At 31.9% G+C, this 20,602-nt stretch carries 15 protein-coding genes; 3 read left to right on the top strand and 12 right to left on the bottom strand.

Going from position 1 to position 20,602, the window contains the following annotated elements; all coding sequences use genetic code 11:
* Positions 1-58: 58 nt before the first annotated feature.
* From drmB to ACTYBU_RS17205, 7 genes are all read right to left on the bottom strand, one after another.
* On the bottom strand, positions 59-1,930 hold the full coding sequence (gene drmB, locus ACTYBU_RS17235; protein WP_445491606.1) for a DrmB family protein: 1,872 nt from the start codon (positions 1,928-1,930) through the stop codon (positions 59-61).
* 4 nt (positions 1,931-1,934) lie between these two features.
* Positions 1,935-5,492 (bottom strand): helicase-related protein, encoded by a 3,558-nt coding sequence (locus ACTYBU_RS17230; protein ID WP_445491604.1) that lies wholly within the window; start codon positions 5,490-5,492, stop codon positions 1,935-1,937.
* Positions 5,493-5,503: 11 nt separating this feature from the next.
* Positions 5,504-7,015, bottom strand: a complete 1,512-nt coding sequence (locus tag ACTYBU_RS17225; RefSeq protein ID WP_445491603.1) for a DISARM anti-phage system protein DrmE domain-containing protein — start codon at positions 7,013-7,015, stop codon at positions 5,504-5,506.
* A complete protein-coding gene (locus tag ACTYBU_RS17220) occupies positions 6,993-7,946 on the bottom strand; it encodes a hypothetical protein (protein WP_445491602.1) in 954 nt (317 codons plus the stop codon). Before ACTYBU_RS17220 ends, ACTYBU_RS17225 begins: the two co-directional genes overlap by 23 nt.
* A gap of 688 nt (positions 7,947-8,634) precedes the next feature.
* Complete coding sequence (locus tag ACTYBU_RS17215) at positions 8,635-9,879, bottom strand: phospholipase D-like domain-containing protein (RefSeq protein WP_445491601.1); 1,245 nt, start codon at positions 9,877-9,879, stop codon at positions 8,635-8,637.
* Between the two features lie 140 nt (positions 9,880-10,019).
* A complete protein-coding gene (locus tag ACTYBU_RS17210; RefSeq protein WP_445491599.1) occupies positions 10,020-10,151 on the bottom strand; it encodes a hypothetical protein in 132 nt (43 codons plus the stop codon).
* 160 nt (positions 10,152-10,311) lie between these two features.
* Positions 10,312-11,268, bottom strand: a complete 957-nt coding sequence (locus ACTYBU_RS17205) for a hypothetical protein (protein WP_445491598.1) — start codon at positions 11,266-11,268, stop codon at positions 10,312-10,314.
* 1,283 nt (positions 11,269-12,551) lie between these two features.
* Between ACTYBU_RS17205 and ACTYBU_RS17200 the strand changes: the two genes are divergently transcribed.
* Positions 12,552-12,926, top strand: a complete 375-nt coding sequence (locus ACTYBU_RS17200; protein ID WP_445491597.1) for a hypothetical protein — start codon at positions 12,552-12,554, stop codon at positions 12,924-12,926.
* A gap of 46 nt (positions 12,927-12,972) precedes the next feature.
* On the opposite strand, the gene ACTYBU_RS17195 is transcribed toward ACTYBU_RS17200, so the two are convergent.
* Positions 12,973-14,232, bottom strand: a complete 1,260-nt coding sequence (locus ACTYBU_RS17195) for a DNA cytosine methyltransferase (protein ID WP_445491596.1) — start codon at positions 14,230-14,232, stop codon at positions 12,973-12,975.
* A gap of 146 nt (positions 14,233-14,378) precedes the next feature.
* Here ACTYBU_RS17195 and ACTYBU_RS17190 point away from each other — a divergent pair, with 146 nt between their 5' ends.
* Positions 14,379-15,212, top strand: a complete 834-nt coding sequence (locus tag ACTYBU_RS17190) for a hypothetical protein (RefSeq protein ID WP_445491595.1) — start codon at positions 14,379-14,381, stop codon at positions 15,210-15,212.
* A gap of 706 nt (positions 15,213-15,918) precedes the next feature.
* Here the strand turns inward: ACTYBU_RS17190 and ACTYBU_RS17185 are convergent.
* On the bottom strand, positions 15,919-16,185 hold the full coding sequence (locus ACTYBU_RS17185; RefSeq protein WP_445491593.1) for a transposase family protein: 267 nt from the start codon (positions 16,183-16,185) through the stop codon (positions 15,919-15,921).
* A 7-nt stretch (positions 16,186-16,192) separates the two neighbouring features.
* On the opposite strand from ACTYBU_RS17185, the gene ACTYBU_RS17180 reads away from it, so the two are divergent.
* Complete coding sequence (locus tag ACTYBU_RS17180; RefSeq protein ID WP_445491592.1) at positions 16,193-16,534, top strand: transposase; 342 nt, start codon at positions 16,193-16,195, stop codon at positions 16,532-16,534.
* 370 nt (positions 16,535-16,904) lie between these two features.
* On the opposite strand, the gene ACTYBU_RS17175 is transcribed toward ACTYBU_RS17180, so the two are convergent.
* From ACTYBU_RS17175 to ACTYBU_RS17165, 3 genes are all read right to left on the bottom strand, one after another.
* Entirely contained in the window at positions 16,905-17,573 is a 669-nt protein-coding gene (locus tag ACTYBU_RS17175; RefSeq protein WP_445491590.1) for a MerR family transcriptional regulator, read from the bottom strand.
* Between the two features lie 1,017 nt (positions 17,574-18,590).
* Positions 18,591-19,034: a hypothetical protein gene (locus ACTYBU_RS17170; RefSeq protein ID WP_445491589.1), complete on the bottom strand. Its 444-nt coding sequence runs from the start codon at positions 19,032-19,034 to the stop codon at positions 18,591-18,593.
* Positions 19,035-19,040: 6 nt separating this feature from the next.
* Positions 19,041-20,183: an Alp7A family actin-like protein gene (locus ACTYBU_RS17165; protein WP_445491588.1), complete on the bottom strand. Its 1,143-nt coding sequence runs from the start codon at positions 20,181-20,183 to the stop codon at positions 19,041-19,043.
* Positions 20,184-20,602: the final 419 nt, after the last annotated feature.

Here is a 20,602-nt window from a genome sequence, read left to right as displayed (position 1 = left end):
GAAACCCTTGTAACAGTCGCAGGGATTTCCTAGTACAACAGTTTTATAATTCTATCTTCTAGTCTCTAAAGTAGCCTATTTTCTGATCAATAAGTAAGCTTCTATCTAAATATAAATTCCAAAATTCACAAGACGTTTCTGGAATATGCGAACAATTATAACAAGCTGCACCGTTTAAATTATTTACACCTTGTCCTTGTATTTTTCCAAGCTCTGTACAAACTGGATCAGAACTGCACCATTCTGCATTATTTTTAGCCTTGTCTAAAACCTGGAAAAATTTCTCTTGTAATCCCAATCGTACAAGCCCACCTAAAGTACCTTCCGAATCGCCTGCAGAAATATAGATTAAAACACCTACCTGTCCCTCATCTAAGTAAAGCCTTTCTCTAATCGCCGCACGATTATAACCACAGACATTTGCAAGTTCATCAATTATAAAGTGGGATAGTGTGTGCAACATAATATTCCTTGGTTTGAGAATCGTATCATCTCGATGTTCTATATGACCTACCCGTTGAAGATAATGTTGGAAATATTTCTGTACATCCTGTGAAGATTCCCATTTTTCAACTTTTTTGAGATTCAACTGTAAAAAGATACCCTCGCCATATACTTCATTTACAGGCAGCCACTTTTCATAAGCACTATCATAATCCTTATAAAGAGAAGGATAGTATCTACCGTAATCATTATTGTTTTTGTAATCTTTCCGATCGAAACCATATAATGCCGTTGTTTCTTTTAATTTTAGCACTCTAGAAAAACGTTCTAAATATGGTTTGTAATAATTATTGTCGTTTTCAGCACCATCTTCATAAACCCATTCAGATTCAACTTTTAGTTCTTTTGAATTTACTTCAGACGTAAGCTTTTCAAATTCTTTTTGTTTAATTACTAGACCCGGTTTTTCTAACTCCTCGTCCGTGTATTCATATTCTTCCCCAGCTTCTATATACATCAAAGCTTCTTGAATATCCTCGTCAGTTATCTCTTCCTTCAACTCAAATCTAAGATTTTTTCTTATAAACTGAGTTTTTTTCTCTATATCATCTAAAAGAGCAAGATTTGTTCGCAATAAATATTTTGATGGAGATTTAATTTTTGATACTAACAGATCTACATTCTTCCTATAATCACCTGGTATCGCTAGAGCACTAATTTTTTTTGCCATATAAACACTAATAGAGTTTCTTAAAATCGCGACTGGTGCTGCTGAACATTCTTCTTTTTCATCTCCACACCATGGACGTTCACCTTCGCAGGTGTATTTTTGAGATCCTATTTTGTTTAAAGTGTCCCCTAAAAAGCTCGTTTTCTTTTCGCCGTCATTCGAAGCTGTAATCCCTTGTAACCCACGGCTGCTTTTGCACCCTTCGCATTCAATTCTCCAAGAATCAAGCGTTGTCCCCCCACTCATGCGAATTCTTAAATTTCCTTCACAGTTAGTATTTTGACCACCGTGAACCCATTTACGCCAAGGGAAATCAGATAAATGACCATGTTCACAAATTACTACAAAAGGAACCTGTTTATAATATCTTTTTGATTCACACTTTGGGCAATCTAAGTACACTGAGGTTTGATCAAGCTCTAATTCTCTTAATGACTTGCATGAACTACAATAATGCCATCTAGGAAACCGCATTAAAGGAATGACTAGCCCGCTGTTTGGAATAACTTCCATAGCATTTCTTGAATTCTTTCTAAATTCAGGGGGACTGTAAAATTTATCTACTTTTAAGATTGATTTTAGACGCGGCTCATTTACCGCAAATTCCTCAATGTTTTTTGCTTTATTTCCTTTAGAATCTCTAAACCAGAGATCTAGAGCGCCTACAGCAGCTGTTTCACCTTCGGGGCTAATTACTAATGAACCTGGTCCTTCTGTTCCAACCAGTTTAGAACGTCTCATTGGTAAATATCGCATTTAATCAGTCCTCCCACAAAAATTCGTCTTCCTCTTTATCTAGTAAAACAATAGAGCCTCTACTTTCAGCATCTACACTTCTCAACGTATTAATTACAGGAATACTGCCAGTATATTTTTCGCTGTCACTTAAATTTCCAGCTTGATACATCAAACCACGTTCTGTATCAGAAACTCGCCAAGTTTCATAGCGTCCTTGTAATATTCCATCCATGAATGTTTTAAAGATATCTTTCCATATATCCAATTGATCAGGATCGATTATTTTTACACGCTCTTTAAAGCGATGGCGGAAAGCATTGAAACGGTCATTTTTTATAACGCGTTTTAACTCTTTACTTGTAGGATAATTTGCCATTTGCATATCCATCCGTTGGCGCAAGAATCCAATTAGCACGGCTGTTAATCCGCGTTCCAAGGAAGCTGTGGAGAAAGGCGTTAAACTTGTTGTTTCTACTTGTGCATAGAGTCTTTGGTGATATTCATTGAAGTGCTCGAAATGTGATTTATCGCGTGAGTTTTGATTAGAATATACAGTTACAATTAATCCTGGCCTCTCGTTAGGCCGTCTCCCTACCCGACCGCTTACTTGAATATATTGGGCAGTCATTTTAGGCTGACCGACGATACCCATTAATGATAAACGGTCAATATCGACACCTACTTCAATAATATTTGAAGCTAAACATGACGTAAGAGCCTTTGTGCGCCCTTTACTATCTTTCGTAGGATAAGGAACATTCAAATCATCTATAGTTTTAGAGATTTCATTACTTTGTTTACGGGACGTTAATTCCAATGGTGCTCCTAAAAATCTCCTATTGTTGAATCCTTCTCTCTTAACTAATGCATCAATATACGTGGGAATATCGCTATTAAATAAATTTAATCCAGCTCCTAAATCTCTTAAACTATTATAGAAAGAAAGCAGTGTCCAAAATGGATCCCGCTCATCTTCAGGCAAGCTCTCGACATTCTGTAAAATAGCTGAATACGTCATTACTTGTGCCATCAAAATACGTACTCTTGATGTAAAAATGCCTATATACTTTCGACCTGGCATTGGTTTTCCACTCTCATCAACAGCCACTTTGGAGAAGAACGAATCATCAATATCGGTACCTGGGCTCGGGAATAATCTTGCGCTTGTTCGTCCAAATAGGCATTTAGCTTGTTCTTCAAACTCTTTAATAGTTGCTGTTGCTGAAATAATTTTAGGTCTAATCGGTACCTTTCCACGATCGTCAATGCATAGTTCCTCAATTAATACTTCATATAGCCCTGCAAGTGTTCCCAGCGGTCCTGAAATTAAATGTAGTTCGTCTTGAACAATAATTTGTGGTGGCGATACAATGCGCTCTCCCATTTCATTTAAGCCAAATAACTTTCTAGCTTCAGATCTCCATGTTAATTGAACAAACTTATCGATAGTCCCAATTAAAAAAGTCGGTTGTTTTTCATAAATTGTTTCATCTACGAAATAGACGGGTATTTCATCATGGAAATCACATTGGTCATCTGGGCATGCCACTATTAAGCGGTTATTTTCATTTTTAAAACCAATTAACTTGCTCTCGTTGCGCTTAGCGTCTTTTCCCTTCACTTCAACCTTTCCAATTTGACATCCACACCAAGGGCATCTCGTAACTACTAGATTCTCAGGACCTTTTGACTTACTCATTGCATTTACTTGTCTCAATGCTTCCTTATTGGTATTAGGTGAAGTTTTTGACCCTACCCAAATTCCTATCGAATAAGGAATACGGCCGAGATCATTTTCATTTTCTCGTCGAACATATTCCATTGCACAAATTAATCTAGAAGCACGCTGGAATTGGTCAGCTGTTAGCAAACGTAAGGTATAGCGCATAATAATATCTACACCTGCATCTGTAGGATCTAATAAGCGTCTGTAAAACATTTGAAATGATGCAACGCCTAAATATGCCTCCGTTTTTCCCCCCCCAGTAGGGAACCAGATTAAATCAACTATTTCACGGTCTAAAGAATCCTTTTCTACTAAAGATTGGATTGATGATAAAAAGAAAGCAATTTGGAAAGCACGCCAGCTATTATCACATGAACCTAAATCGTTCATTTTTTCTGTTGATTCAGCAAATGTTTTTTCAAATACTAGCTCTAATCCAGAATCAAGTTTTTTATAGTATGCTTTACGTGGTGTTTTACCATTAATTTGTTGCAATAAAATCGCTTGGTTTGCCATTTTGAATGCTTGGAGAACCTTAGGCTTTTTCAATAATTCTAGTCCTTTTTCTATCCTGGCTAAGCTTTCCTTACAAAATTTCAAATTAGTTTCAGCAGCTTTTTTTAGTTCTTTCTGCAGGCTCTGTAGTTCTTCCTCACGTTTAGCAATCCAAGCTTTATATCCTGTAACTAAAGGCTGCAAAATTTGAAATAACTCATTATAATTTTTAACATTCATTAAAGCTTGCATTTCGATTCTCAAATTTACTTCTTTACCATCAATATTCAACGTGATATCCGGAGTCATGCTCTCCGTTTCATACCTTGGGATAAATGTAGAGTTAATTTCCGATATATTTTTAGAATATTGACTCCATGTTACTGAACAGCCGTGACCAATTGCATAATTAGATTTGTTTCGGAATAGTAGCTCGTTATTCCACTCATCTTCAGTTAAATCTAAATTACGCTGAAAAATCAGAGGGTAATTTAAAAAGCTTCCTGTGGCAGCTGAAATATTTAAACGAGATTGAAACACTGTAAACTCGTTTACATTATGTCTTACAGGAGGCTCAGTCACATTCAAAACAGTCACTGTCAATAACGTATATTCTTTTTTTGCACGATATTGGATATGTAATTTCAAGCTGATTTTTTCATTTCTATTCTTTGTTTTGTCATAAATATTTAGGGGGAATTGCTTTACACTAATTCCTTTTTTAGTCTCAAATTCCGATAGTTTAATCTCTTTTTCTACGAAAACAGATGTACGTAACCACCAGTATTCATCAAATTTGTAATGTTTTTGTTTGCCATTGTCTTCATCTTTGTGAATAATATCTGCATAGATTTTATGTTTTTCATATATTCCACCTTTAAATATAACTGTAAAGGCTTTCGTATCCCTAGATAAGCAAAATGTCATTCCCATGCTTGAAGGCATTGAATCTTTCTGTTGAATTTTAGGTACGTCATTGTCCAGACCTGATTCCTCATCTATTTCTTCTGCATTTAAGTTATCCAATTGATCATAAAACTCTGCTTGTTGCTCATCGTTAATCACATCAATTACTAACTCGGTTTCTTCTTGCTCTTCATTTTCAAGTTTCAGAGGATATAACATTCCTGCAGCATACCTTCGAGAAGGGGTATCTCTTTGAATTACTTCCTCCTTTAACGTCGCCTTATTCCAATAATAATTAGTATTTAAGTCATCAAAATTATTAAAAGTCGTATTGCCAATAACATTTAAAGGTTTTGTGGCATTTAGAATGTCACTAGGACCTACAATTTCTTGTTCAATGGCATCTATAATAAGTTCTCGATTATATAAAGCTCTTTCTAACTTTTTATCCACTGTTCTACACCTCAACCTTTAATAATCTTTAACGTTTCATTTTCTGGAATAAAATATGTTTCATTAGAAATTTTTTTTATTTCTTCAATATTAAAAAAAGCTCCTTCAAATTCTTTCGATTCAAATGAATAAAATCCCATTTCATCAATTACATTTTCTAGATTTTTATCTAATTCTTTCATCAAGGTACGTGAAATATGATGACCAGCTGAAATATGTGCTTTACGGGTTTCATCAGCTGCATTTAATATTTTTGTCTTCTCATGCGGGTCAAACTTAAAAGCTTCTAACAATTCTTCCAAGCATGAAGGTTTGATGGAGTGTTTGCTCATCCAGTTTTTAATGTTATTTTCTTTAGCAACTGAAATTCCATAACGTACCGTTAAAATCCTAGAAACTTTCTCAATCCCCTTTCTGTTTACGTTAAAGCGCAATTTTTTTTTCCATTTTTCTAAGTTCTTTCGGTATTCGACTGCATAAATGCCCATAACTTTGTCTGCTTCTTCTCTGACTAAACTAGACGCATTTTGATCTCGAAATATTAATAGATCCCCGACGGATAAATCTTTTACTTCTTCTTGAGCTATTTTTAAAGAATCTCTATCAATGACATTTACCTTTTGTCTAATTGGCAAGAAAATGTAATTGTTGTGAGAAATAATTGCCAGCTTCACTTCTAGTTTTTCTTCTAAAGGAATGTCTGCAAGATTTTTAAACTGATTGATTAAAGATTCTTCTGATTTTTTCTCCATTCCTGTTGAGAAGGTTTCTTTAAAATCTAACCCTAAAAATCCTCTATCGAAAGTAACATCGTTATAAATTGTATTTATTAAATGACGATGATTAATCAAATCTGAAAAGGCTTTTCTTTTTACCAATCGATTTTCAAAACAAGAATAACCTAAGAAAATAGTTTGTTTTCCGTAAAATATTGTTGAAAACTTACGGTCAAAATAGTTAGGGGTCCCTAAAAATATAACAACATCTGTAAAAACCCCCAAATCTTCAAATTCTTTATCTACCATTACTTTATACTTCATGTCATTAATTTCAATGTATTCATCTGAAAACTTTTTCTTTGTTAATATATAGATATTTTTTGAGGAAATTTGTTTTTCGTTAATTACCTTCACAAAGGTGTCGATGTATGCATTATTTTGCTGTTTCCGTAATGCTTTTATTAAATCGATAATAGGCTCTACATTTTTCTTGAATAAGTCAGCATAAATTCGTTTTTTTATCAAAGTGAAATAATTCACAAGTAATCCATTATTTTCTCTAAAGTAAGTACTATAGTTACTTAAAGTACTTACTATTTTGCTGCATACTTCAATGAATGCCTTAGTTTCTTCTAGCAGGAGTTGATCATTCTCATAGTAAATCTTGACCTCATACTTCAGCCTTTTTAATGCATGCATTAATTGCCCTATACGATCTTCATTAACCTTTAAAAATTCTACCTTTACTGGCGAGGAATAGAATTTATTTGCTAAGTCCAAATTAGCTCTTCGATAACCAAGCAAAAATCTCCACTCCCTTCGGGATTGTTATTTGATTGTTATCCATATATTCTAAAATGTCTTTATTATAAGATTGACCTTTGTCCAATAAAAATTCCTGTTCTATATTCAGTTGAAGCTCTTCAATTTTTTCATTCGACTCATGTTGATCTATAATATATATACACTTTTGTTGCTTAAATTGATCCATCTTCCTAAGTGATCTGCTACTTCCGACAAATATTATCGTTGATTCATATGGAAGAAGTGATGAGTGGTTTTGCTGGATAAATGAAAAGTTTTTAAATGTGCCATCAAATAATAGTTTGTCTAATTGTATGGGTTCTTCATTAATTTTAATTTCGATAACTGATATATTATCTGTCCATTCTTTTTTATTAGCGTATAAATAGGTTTTTGGGGTATTTTGCATCATTAACAAATTAAGATTGTACTCTGAATATACACTTTTCAATGTTATATTATCGGTTAGGTTCTCTACATTGTTCACTCTTCTGGTGTTTTTAACTTTGGTTACTTCATTGTCATAGATTCTCACATAATCATACCATCTTGTTTCTGGTATATAATTAATACAGTTTAAACGATCTTTTACCACTATGGCTTTCATCTCGGCATTGGGAATTTTGCTTACTTCTATAACGGAATGAGCGACCCATTCTTCTCCTGTTTTGTAAAGAATCCTTTGACCTTTTTTTAAACTAAGATACTTCCCTAATAATGTTTCTTTAGATGGATTCCTGAAATCATAATCAATAGCTCCAAATACAAAAAAATAAGAGAACATTAGATTAGATGGTACCGATATATATAATTTTATAGGTTGGTTTGCTTGTTTTACATAGTTGGCTAATTCTATACTAAAATTCATCCAGTTTTCCAGATATACAAAGTCATTTTTAAGGTTTCTATACTTCCAGTTATTTAAAGGCATAACTATTTCATCTCCAAAATATAATTACAGGTAGTCCAAATGATAAAAGCAACATTAAACATCATTAGAACGAAGCCTTATTAGAAAAAGACATTCTATTAGTATAGAAGAATTATCAATGGAATTATTCGACGTTCAACTGGTCTAATTATATTCGAATTCATGGATTTTGGTTTATTTAAGCCAATGGAATATAAACTTGAACACCTTAAAAATAGTTGTCTAGTTTAGTGTTGACATACCATGCATTACCAACACGTGTCCTATAGTGATTCTATCAACTTATATAAAAAGATAAAAATATCTTATAATCTCCACTACTGTTATATATTTAGTAGTTGGAACCTAAGTAAAAAATAAGGAATAAACTCGTTATGAATACTCTCACTAATAGATGCTTTTAGTCATTCAATAAAAGCGTTAGAAGCTGTTCAAGACCCATATAAAACAATATATTTCACTTTAAAAAAGTTAATAATCTTCACACTACTGTCTCCAAATCCTATTTCACTAAGAGTAACTCCTTTGTCAAAGAAAGAATGTTTAGTTAAATAAGACCCCGTTTAGAAAAGGTCTCTATTTTTCAATTATTTTTTATAACGATTTTTTTAAAAATTTACATATTAATTAAACTTAGATAAAATGGTTTAGTCAAATATCTTTTTTAATCATTGCTGCACTAAATTAATTATATATTTTGTGCCTGGTCCCATAGATTATTAAAATGGTTTTCATAGGAAGTAACTATTTGTTTATCTTCTATAAAATGAAAACTGTTTATTTCTGAAAATGTATTATAAACCTCATAGGTTTTTTTAGCTCCAGAAACTTCGTATTTCATTTTATGCCCTTCTTTCCATGCAAACTGTGTCGAAGTAAAATTTGCAGTTGATACCAAGACCTGATCATCAACAATAATAAATTTGTCATGGATAATAGGTTTCCAAAATTTTTGATCAACACCCTCTACCTTACTAAGAAATTCTTCAGTTTCTTGTGTTCGTTTCCCTTGTGCCTGGTCTTTTGCACGGGTCTGTTTAAGTATTTTAACTTTAATATCAGGCTTTTGTTGTTTTATTTTAGCTAATTCTTCTACAATACTTAATGATTTTCGGTCAAACGGATTTATGTTGCTAAAATGTTGTGAACAAATATAAATTTTATTTTTTGCTTCATTCAGAAATTTTACTATTCGACTTTGTACATAATGGTTACTACCTATTCCATCGTATTTTATAAATGGGGCTGTGAAATAACAATTCTTAAATTCATCTTTGCAGTCAAATGGTTTGACTATATATTGAAAATCATAATTTTCTTTTGCAAAATTATAATACTCTTCTTTAATAAAGGTATGTTTGTCTAGTAATGTAAAATACACTTTAAACATTTTTAGTGTATCTAGGCAATTCTCTACCACAAGAAAATTTTCGCTATGAGGGGGGTCTCCTAAAGCAAAGTTACAAGATGAAGAAATACATTTAAAAGAACCTTCAGGAAAACTTGCTAAGATTGATTTATTGTGGAGGCTATAAGCCTCTTTGCCTCTAGAGAATTTTTGGGTATACCACACGTAAGTGTGTGGAAACAACTTTAACTCTATATTTTCGTTCTCTTCGATCCTTTTATAAATTTTACTTGCATATTCAAATTTAGACGATAAAAAGCTCTCTTTATAATTATTTTTGTATATAGTAAGCTTCCTTTTGTCATATCCTTGCAAAGGCAAGGAATATATTTTTACCTTACACCCAGTTCTACTTAAAATTTCTAATTCTTTTTGAAGTCCTGGATTATTAAATAAAAAAAATGATATATAAATTGACGATGCCCCCTGAAGCTCTTCGATCAATTTATCTGTAAGCACTGGAGAACTTCCCTTGAAATGTTTTTTATCTCGGTCGGGAATATCAAAATATGCACGATATACCATAAATCCTCCCCCCTATATCCACTCAATCTTTATACTTATAATTAAAATTCCCCTAAAGTATCAGTTAATGAAAAAGAGATTACTATTTTTTCTGATTCATTATAATAATTTTATCAACTTAATTTTTATAGAATTTTCCATTATTTCAGATGTTTATTTAATTTATATAATGAACCGCCCATTTTTGCATTTGGTTTTGCTACTGCATGAACAAGTAATGCTGGAACAGCACTCCATTTGCTTGTATTGTATTTCCAACTTGCTATTTTCACTCATACGTTTATTCGTTCCTTGACTGAATTCAAATCAATCTGGAAATGTTTGTATTCTTGCAATTTCTTTAACTGATAATCTCCGATTATTTATCAGTTGAAAAAAATTCTTTGTTTTATTAGGTTGCTCGACCGTTACTTTATAATTAGAGATATTTATTTACAGATTGAATGTATCTTCTACCATGATATTTCGATAAATTTCTTTAGACTTTTCAATTTGATTCAAATGTATGTCACCAATGTCGTCAGTTGTTTTTATATAAAGTTCTGCTAAGGTTTGTTTTAATTTATTTCGAATTTCGCTTCCATTTTTACTGAGAGGATTGTCAAAAACAAATTCAGGAGTTAATCTTCCACCCCTGTTTTCCCAATTAATATATACTGATAGGGAACGGTTCCCTTCAATTTTATCTTCAAATGTTAGGTAATTTAATGCTTTGCATACAAAATAAACTGTTTGATTGTTTTTTATGTATTCGGTAATTAGTTGGATCGAGTCTATTACATCCTGAGCATTTTTAAAGTAACTTTCTGTACAAATAACTATATAATCAGCAACGCCAGATTCTGGTGTAGGAATTGTATCTTTTCCAATTTTTGCATTCTTCTTATTTTCCTCTAGATTAGGACCTGAATAAACTTCTAACAGTTCAGTATAATTTAAATTTGCTTTAGCAGATAACTCTCCGTTTGTCTTATTAACAATTTCAAATCTCCATCCCAGAGTAATACTACCCTTGTATCTTCCGTTATTATATAGAATTTCTCTTTCAAGAAACTTTTCTTTAATCAACTTAATATATGAAGTAATTTTTTCTTTCCATTGAGGTCCAAATATTACTTCCGCCCTTTCTGGGCGTACTTTATTTTCCAAAAAATCTGCGTTTGCCTTTTTGATTGTTAATTTTATTTCGCGCTTTTGCCTATAGTGTATATCTTCAAATAAAATATAGGCATCTGTTTTTGGTTCACCTCTACTACCATTGACTTTTGGCTTTTCGCACCTCAAAATTTTATATTCTATCCCATTTAAGGTAACTATGTTGTTAGGTACAAATAGTGCTCTTATTTCTTGCTCATTTTGAAATTTACTCATTTTATCCCCACTTTCCATAACCTTCCCTAAAATCCATTATACTTCATTTTTAGTTATAATTACCTATATAAGTTCATTTTTATTTTTAAAATAGCATTTTCAGTCTTACATTAGATTTTTTCTTTTATAAAGTAATAAGTTCATGCATACTTTTATTATTTTTTTACATTAAAACAAAAGATTGATTATTTTAATAGAATCATAACCATATATAGTTAGAAGATATCTTTTTGTAGAGATGATTGTAGCTGCTGAAGGCTCCAATTTTAAAAAATTTCTATCAAAGCAGCATATTTGATACGATCTAATTGATCATCTTATTACTCTTGTTTATTTGCATTATAAATGAAGATGATTTTGGCTTTTAATTAAGATTAATCTTACAGGAGAAAATTTGGGGCATATTTTAAAAGTGAACTTTCTACCAGTGCAGTCATGATAAGGATCACTGAAATTCCCATCACGAAATCGATTAGAAATAAAAAAGAGAATTAGTCGATCGGTATATACATGCGAGAATATACCAAGAAATTCATATCATTTTCACGCTAAAATCCCATATAATGGTATTCACAACAATACAACTATTGAATATTTAAAATTAACTAATCTACAATTTTTAAACAATTTTATTTTAGTGGCAAAAATATGTTCGTACTTATTGATTTGATTTAAGATATAATTATGATTTCTTATAATGAAGAGTTATCGAAGAAAACGAGCAAAATGATTCCAAAAGTTTAAGAATTATTGGATATCATCGTTTTTTGCGTTTTACTATTGAAAAAGATTCTTTTATAGATGAACTCATATAGGTTAGTAGAAGCTAAAATCAGGCGAAGGAAAGATAGGATTTACATTCCTACAAGTAAAGATGAATAGATGGTTTTATATTTAAGACTTTATCTAAAGTACGGTGCAAAATAACAGTTCAAAATAAGTGCTGCGCAGAAAGTATATTAATAAAAAAGAGTGAAATTCATGAATTTTTGTCTGTTTGCAGGAATAAAGGAGTAAAAAAGGATATTTTGTAACTACCTCATCCTTTTCAGATTAAGTAATTGAAGTTTCCAGATTAAAATCATGCTAAGTAGATGGAGATCACGTTATTGATTTAATTTAAATAACAACAATAGGTTTATAAACAATCTCTAGTACTTTATATACATTAAATTATGATTATTTTTTCGACCTCCAATGCCATCTGAAATGTATTTCAAGTAATGCAATAGATTAGATAAGTTTTTATTGCAAAAGGAATAAGACCATTAATAACTATTAAATAACTTAGAGGTGCTATTTTGAGAAACATTCAAGAATTTTTAAAAGATTTTCAAAGAGAAATGAACTGGGAAATTTCTAATAATAATTTTAAAGAATCAAAATCATCATTGTTAAATAACTTTATGCTTCTTACTACAGAGGTAAGCGAAATTGCTGAAGAATTTAGATCGATTTTTAATAAAACACGTAAACTTGTAAAAGAAGAAGAACTTAGCGAAGATGAGGCATTCAAGCTTGTTAAAGAAATGTACAAAGAAAATATAGGCAAAGAAATAGCTGATTGTATAGCCTATTTGGTGAAATTTGCAAACTACCTTGATATTGATGTAGAAGATAGTTTTTTTGACAAAATGGAAGAAATAAAAACGAGAGAGAATAAAGACCAACGTTAATTTATAGAGACATAAAAAGACGGAGCATGAGGCTCCGTCCATTTTTTTAAAATAAAGTTACTTGTAGTTCTCTTCGTACAGTTTCATAACCATTTTGAATCTGTTTTGCTGCATAATCTGCTATAGGCTGTGCAATTGCTTTTGCAAGTAATACAGGAACAGCATTGCCAATTTGTTTATAAACTTTATCTAAGCGGTTACTTTCAGAACCGGACTTCCCATAACTAAATTCCCACCAGTCAGGGAACGTCTGAATCCGAGCAATCTCTTTAACAGATAATCGGCGATTTTCTCCTACCATTTCCCAACTATCTTTTCCTAACTTCACCATTGGTTCTCCACCAGGATGCAACGGAGCTTGTCTCCCTGAAGCTTGTATAGTAAAACTTTGATCCGTCCAGGTTTTCTTCCGATTTCTCGATAAATAAATAGTTGAATAGGAACCAGAAAAGTATTTTCCAGGGTCTTCTTCTAAGTCACCAATAGCATCACGAAGCGTTACATAAGGTAATAATCCTTCACCATGTGTTGGTTTAGGAAAATGATATTCAAAGTCTAAATCTTCACGAACACCAACGATAATAACACGTTCACGAAGTTGAGGAACCCCATAATCACGAGAATTAACTAAAGTGAATTTAATTTTGTATCCAGCTGAAGCAAAATCTTCAACAATCTGTTTAACAACTTCACCGTTCCCAAGTGTCATCATTCCTTTTACATTTTCGGCAACAAAAAATTCCGGCTTCGTTTGCATTAACGCTCGAATGTAATGTATATACAAGTAATTCCGTTCGTCATCAATTAAACGTGGTCCTGCCTCTGAAAAACCAGGGCATGGGAATCCTCCTAACATTATGTTACAAATAGGGAAATGAGCGACTTTGCGAATATCCTTTTGATGCTGAACCACATGTTCAGGAAAATTATTCACATAAGTCCAATTTGCTTCAGTAAAAATATCATTTGTATAGACAGTATGAAACACACTTTGGTCCCTAACTAAATTGTAAGAATCTTTTTCTTTGAAAGCTTTCATAGCATTTTCTTCACCAATCACAGCAGCTAAACCAGCTAATTCAAATCCTAGATCAAGTCCCCCACACCCCGAGAAAAGACCAACAACATTGAATTTATCATCTTTATACTCTATTTCTGTTAGCAGTTCTTCGTCTGCATCATTCTCTATAATTAACGATTTTTCTTCTTCAATTTTTTCCATTAAGATGCGCTTTACTTCTTCTTGACAAAGATTTGGAGCAGGTTTAAATTTACCTCTGCCACCTTTTTCCCTTTCTTCTGTCATTTAAGAACACCCCTTCCTTACTATTTTAATTGTATCATCTATTCTCAAAAAAGGCCAGCAAATATTTTAATAGTATTTATTTCCTAAAAAGTATAATATATAATTGGGATAATTTGCTCAATTTTCATTGAATGGAGGGGTTTTCTATGTCGGAAAAGACGGATAAATTTGAACGTGATATTGTATCGTCAATTCATAAATCACTCTCTTCTACTAATTATCATGTACCTGATACGCTTCCTGAATGGATGCGAAATGAAGGTATCCGATTTGGTGCAAGAGTACTTGGTGTTGATTGGGTTGGAAGTAGTGGTTCAAAAACAGACGTAATAATTCGTTTGGAAGGTTCCGAACCAATTAAAATCTCAGCTAAATTAAGTAGTGCTGACTACTATGGAAATTGGTATTCTCATACTCGGGTCATTGAAGAATTTGGAGAAGATGGATTTAATAGACTTGTCACTGATTGTACAAACTGGGCTAATGGTTGGAAGAAGAATGCAACTGCGTCAATGTTTGTAGGTGTAAGTATTTGTTTTGGAAAACGATCTGGTAATACGGCAAGAGAGTTTACAGATGTTTTTACCTATCAAGATATTGTTAAAATTGTTGCTGGTTTTGGTAAAGGAGACCATATTGCAAATTGTTTATATCAATCTTCAAATATACCAGGAAACATTAAAGATTTATTCCAAAATCTTCAGCCAATTAATCAAAAAACTATTTACGAATTAAGCAGTAATTTCAAAATTGCCTATCGCCCAATAAACCCTATGACAGAGGGAACTAACAGAGGAAAATGTATTTACACCCAATTTAAACCTTATAATCGTTTGCCAGTAATGACCACTGTAACGAGTCTTTCTGAGTTAGTGCAACTCGGCAAGTTTGAACCAGTGGAACCAAATAGTATCAATCATAACCGCTTATTGAATGAGCTAGAACATAATTATAATATTTTCATTCCACGTAAAAATTAATACCTATTGTTTAATAAAGGGTGAACCATTTAGTTCATCCTTTTTATTAAGTAATCTTTTTTCACTGATATAGAATCAAAAATCAGTTTCATAATAATAATAATATAGTTCCATACTGGAGTATAATTCTTTTATTTCAGCTTCATTACTTATTGCATCAAGCTCATTAAAATCAATTACTTGCCAATTAACTCGACTTTCTCCTGATCAAATTCCATTGGGATCTTATGTCCGCATACAAGACTTTTTATTGGATCTGCCAACCCCTTTTCCACCTCTCTAATCATTCTTTCTTATCAATGAACCTCTTCATTAGTATTATTAACAAACCTTTCTTAATTTAGCCGTTTATTGACGAACCTACGAAAGATTAATGGGAGTTTAGAAAAAAAGAATCATCTTGTGAATTACCCTCTAAAGTGAATTTTTCGTTTTAAATATTCATCAATATTATAGATGCGTAAAATTATATATGAATAAACCCTAACTTACCTATACACACATCATCATTATTTTTTAATCTTATAGCGAATTTGATATTAAATCACCTATTCCAATGCCATAGTTTGCGATGTGGACTTTTCCAACTGTGCAACAATGCTAAGGATGATATTTATGATACAGACGGAGCATAAAACAATAAAAATAGCCGACTAGTATGTTTAAGCAGGATTAAGGTATAAAAAATAATGAAAGTAGAAACTATCTATTTCCTAAGTAGGAACCAAGCATTTTTCAATTCGTTCCATGAAATATTTGTTAGTTGAACAATGGATAACAAAACGGCTTGGTCACTGATAGGTAGATCTTGTACCTTGCGGCTATATCGACTATGAGACCGTGTACTTATTCTTTGGCAACTTGGACAACAAGCAGAGGTATGTATACTTTTCACAGTAAGGATCAATAAATCGCCTACATTAGCAACATGAACGAGTTCCAAGTGTGGATCTGGGGCGGACCAGGAAATCATCTATCATTTGCTTCTTTTAGATTATTATACTAATCTAATATCCAAAATATCCGACCACCAAACTTCCGTAAGAACCATTTTTTACTTTCCAAATACAAAGAAAAATCCTTTTTACTTTTATGCCCTTAGACTTCGAAGTGATTTTCAAGCAGTAAGAAACTCATTTTTGTATCTATACAGCAATGGTTTGATAGAGGGACAGATCAATCGGTTAAAGACAATAAAACGAATGACTTATGGACGATCTGGACTAAAAACATTAGAAAAACGGGTTCTCAAAAATAATTCTTTTTATCTATTACCATTTAGCACCATTTTAGGTGAAATTTTAAGATTTCTACTTTCATAATCTACCGTACTTAATAAAAGCTCTCTCTAACCAGATTGCTTGACATGATAATAAAATTTTCTCTTAATCCTTTTAAGATCCATCTTCACTAAATGACCCCCATCATAGAATAACCTTCCTGGCGTTATTGGACATTATTGTATTGAAACATTTTTTTATTTCATTTAACAACTATTATTAATTGATACACCTACAAAAAGCAACAGCAATAATCTGCTCAAACAAATATTGCCTGTTGAATTTCTCAACAGGCATAGGTCTAGTTTTATTATTTCTATTTATTGTGATTCCATATGTTTTCTAAATTAAACCAAGTTGTTTTTTCAAAAATACAGAAAAATTCTAATCTATAGCTGTCAATTATCATCTTTTATAATCCCAATTCCTCTTTCAATTTTTCTTCATAGTGCTTGTTTACATATTCCTTTACAAAAAATGACCGTTTATCAATGTCCTCTTCTTTACGAAATAACCCCACTTTTTTCACTCTTTCTTCCTCTGGTTTTGTAGACCACATTTGTAAAGCTTCTTTTTCTAAATGTGCTTCCACCCTTCTTCTCACTACCATTTCTTGAAATCTTATTTCTTTTTGTTCCTCAAGTGATGGCAACTTAGGGATCTCTTCGATTAAGGTATTATAGTGTTTTTTTAGTTCTTCTACTTGAGCTGCAGCTATTTGTTCAAATGATTTTTTCAATTCTTCGCTTAATTGCTTTTTTAAGGTCTCCATGTCGCCTACAAATGAAACCTGTCCCACCTCATTTACAGGAAACATTCTTAAATCGAAATGGTTATGTAAGTCCTCATAGATGGCAGTTAATGACCACTTTTCTTCACGTCGTTTTTTAATAAAAACGGCTATTTTTAAATCTAATTCATCATATACTTTTTCATTTGTATCTTCTGTACGGTTTACATAGTGAATTTTTTTATTTTCTAATGCTTTAAACCATCCATCAATGGTATTCATATGAATTTTTTCATTTTCATATACATTTTTAATCTGTTCTGTAAAATCACTAATTTTCCAAAAGTTCATTTTATCCATCTCCTTTTATTACATTATGTAAATTAGAATTATCAATGAATTAATATATAATTTAAGCTAGTTAACATACTTGGATTTTTTCTTGCATCTACTTGTAGATCACTTTTCACATATAGTCTACAATTAATTCTTTTAAATAATAACATATATAAATAAGACCACTCCACATTTATTCCACATCTAACAAATTGTCTGCAAGTAATAAATAATGTTGATTACTTATTAACTAACCATTATAAACCACACTTTCAACTTTATCGCTTCGCTTGTAACTACTTATGATGGATGACTTATGTTTAATTCATTTGTTGTTCATTTAAGCAACAGATATTTGAACAACTGTAGTGCACAAGTGATAAGTAGTCTATATATTGCTTAAATTAAAAAATGGTAGTAGAACAGCAAAACTAATCGTCTGTAAACACCTCTCTTTTTACATTATGTAAACTAGAATCACCCATGAAGTTTTAACCCTTTACTTAAAATTCTTTTTTTACTTTTATCTACTTGTAGACCACCGATCCCATTTAGTCCACATTTTTGTTTTTCCTTACACTAACTTGATTCCACAAGACACCTTTATATATAGTCCCTATTCAATTAGTAGTCTATAATCACGGAATTCATTTAGTGATTTATTAAACATTATTAACTATACCGTTTTTTTGTGGATCACTTGTGATGAGCGGCTTATAGTTAACTTATTTGTAATCTACATAAATATAATTATTGTAGTTCACATAATTACCATATTTAACATGCAGACTACAAATTATTTATGTAGTATATAAGTATTGCACAATTTATCTACATCTATATTCGTTTTGTATTCAACAAGTAGATTATAAAATACATATAGGCCACAAAAATGTGTCAACATTTGAATAATTGTGGTGCACAAGTGATATGTAATCTATATATATATTACTTAAATTAATAGAAAAAGGGTAGTAGAACAGCATAAATTAACTATCGGTAATAAAAAAACCCATCCTTAAGATGGGGTGGTTAATCATCATCGTCGTCGTCATCAAAATTCAAAAACGTTTTTTTTGCGAAATTTTGTATTTTAGAATCCACCTTAAAAGACGACTCTGCGTTTTGTTTTGGTACTTGTTCAGCAGCTTTTTCTGGTACAGAAAAAGGGAAGGGGGTGCCAGGCTGACTTACCACTTGGTAAATCAGCTGACTTAATAAAGACTTTGTATGAGGGGAATTCAACCATTCCTTTTGGTCTTGAGTTAAACCTTTAGGAAGGGGAATTTCCACACTCTCAATCGTTTTATTTTCCACCACAGCATCTTCAATTGCTTCTACGAATAGGGGAGCAATTTCTCTGCTAAACTTCCTGCCTAATACTTTTTTTCTCTTATTCAAGTGATCACTCACGGACTTCGGTGTATTGTGTGGCAATCGAAAGGATATTGTCTTGCCTGGTTCGAAATTATCCACAAAACATCACTCACTTGCCGCTGCAGCTTCTTTTATAGAAATGCCTTTACTATCTGCATACATCATTAATATTTTGAAATAAGCTCTTGCAATCATCCATACACTCTCATCTGCAGAAACAAATCGAAGAGGGTAATTCTTATCATTTTGGTTAAACTTCGTTAAGTATGGCTTTAAAACTACTGATCCACCGCCGATTTGATAGGATAGGCGGATATCCGGAACATTTCTCCATAAATCTTTGATCAACTTATATTCTTCTTTAGCTAGTACCGATAATTCATCATCGATAATATTTTGAATCGATACACGGTTGCCATCTACCCAAATATGATATTGTTCTTCTGGGTTTTCATTCGTAATAATCTCTACAAGGGAACGACGGCTTTTTATTGTATATTTATGGTTTGAATATACTTTTCTAATGATGTTATCAAGGTAAGTAGATACTCCTTTTTTAATTCCATCACTATATTCATTATCTACTTCAGCATCACTCGTAATAATAGCAGAATCTGTAGATAAACCACCTATATCATTGATTAAAATGGTTTTGCCTAATAGCTCTTCATTTTTCGTGGAGCCATCATTATTCGTTGTTAAATCAACAAAAGCAGCAAAACCTTCGGTATTTACCAGCACTTGTTCAAATTTAATGCGAACAATTTTATCCTCAAGATTTGGTGTTTTTAAGAATTTTATTTCATGCTGCGCTGATCTTAGCTTTTTACGAAATTCTTTGGCCTTTCCTTTTTTTGTTTCATCTAACGGAAGACCAGTTGATAGATAATAAGTCGCTTCAATAATTCCGTCTTCTTCTTTAAAATTATTTACTGCATCATATGCAAGCGTAGTTAACAACAAAATAACTGGCTGATCACTATCTGACTTGTCTTGATCAGGAGTTAATTCATCGTTATTAGGGTATTTGGAAGCTAGTTTTCCAACAGCAAAACATCCATTTTTTTGTTTTAATGCAGAAGAAGTAATCTCCACATGTAAAGCATTGATAGCTTCCTTTTCCATTTCCACTATTTCACGGTCTTTTAAATCCGCAATTACATTTGGTATGTATATTCTATTTTCTATATTTCCTAAAAAACCTTTTACAGCATCATTACCGATATCTATTGAAACAAATCTAGACATATCGTTCCTCCTTGGAAGTATTGGTATATTTTAGATTAATAGGTTTATTGTATGCTTTTTGCATACTTTTGTCAAAAATAAGCATACAAAATGCAAGCAACATTTACTTTCCATTTGTATGCAAAACGCATGCTCTTTTATAGATTTGCATACAACTAGCATACACATAAATTAAGAGCTTTTATTTGGAGTATCTCCAAATAAATATACCTATCTACGGTAAGTTAGCATCTCTTTTAGAAATCATTTATAAAATAATTATAGAGTAACCGTAGAGTATACATTATATATACTCTACAAAAATAAGTATTTATCAATTTATTTAAAAGCAGACTTGTTAAAATGGAGACTAGTGCAAAATAAATTTATCTTCGAATGATCTAGAGAATTTTACTTTATTTATGTTAATAAGTCATTTT

The sequence above is a fragment of the Niallia sp. 03133 genome (assembly GCF_052663225.1).
This window is presented reverse-complemented; position numbering and strand designations above follow the sequence as displayed.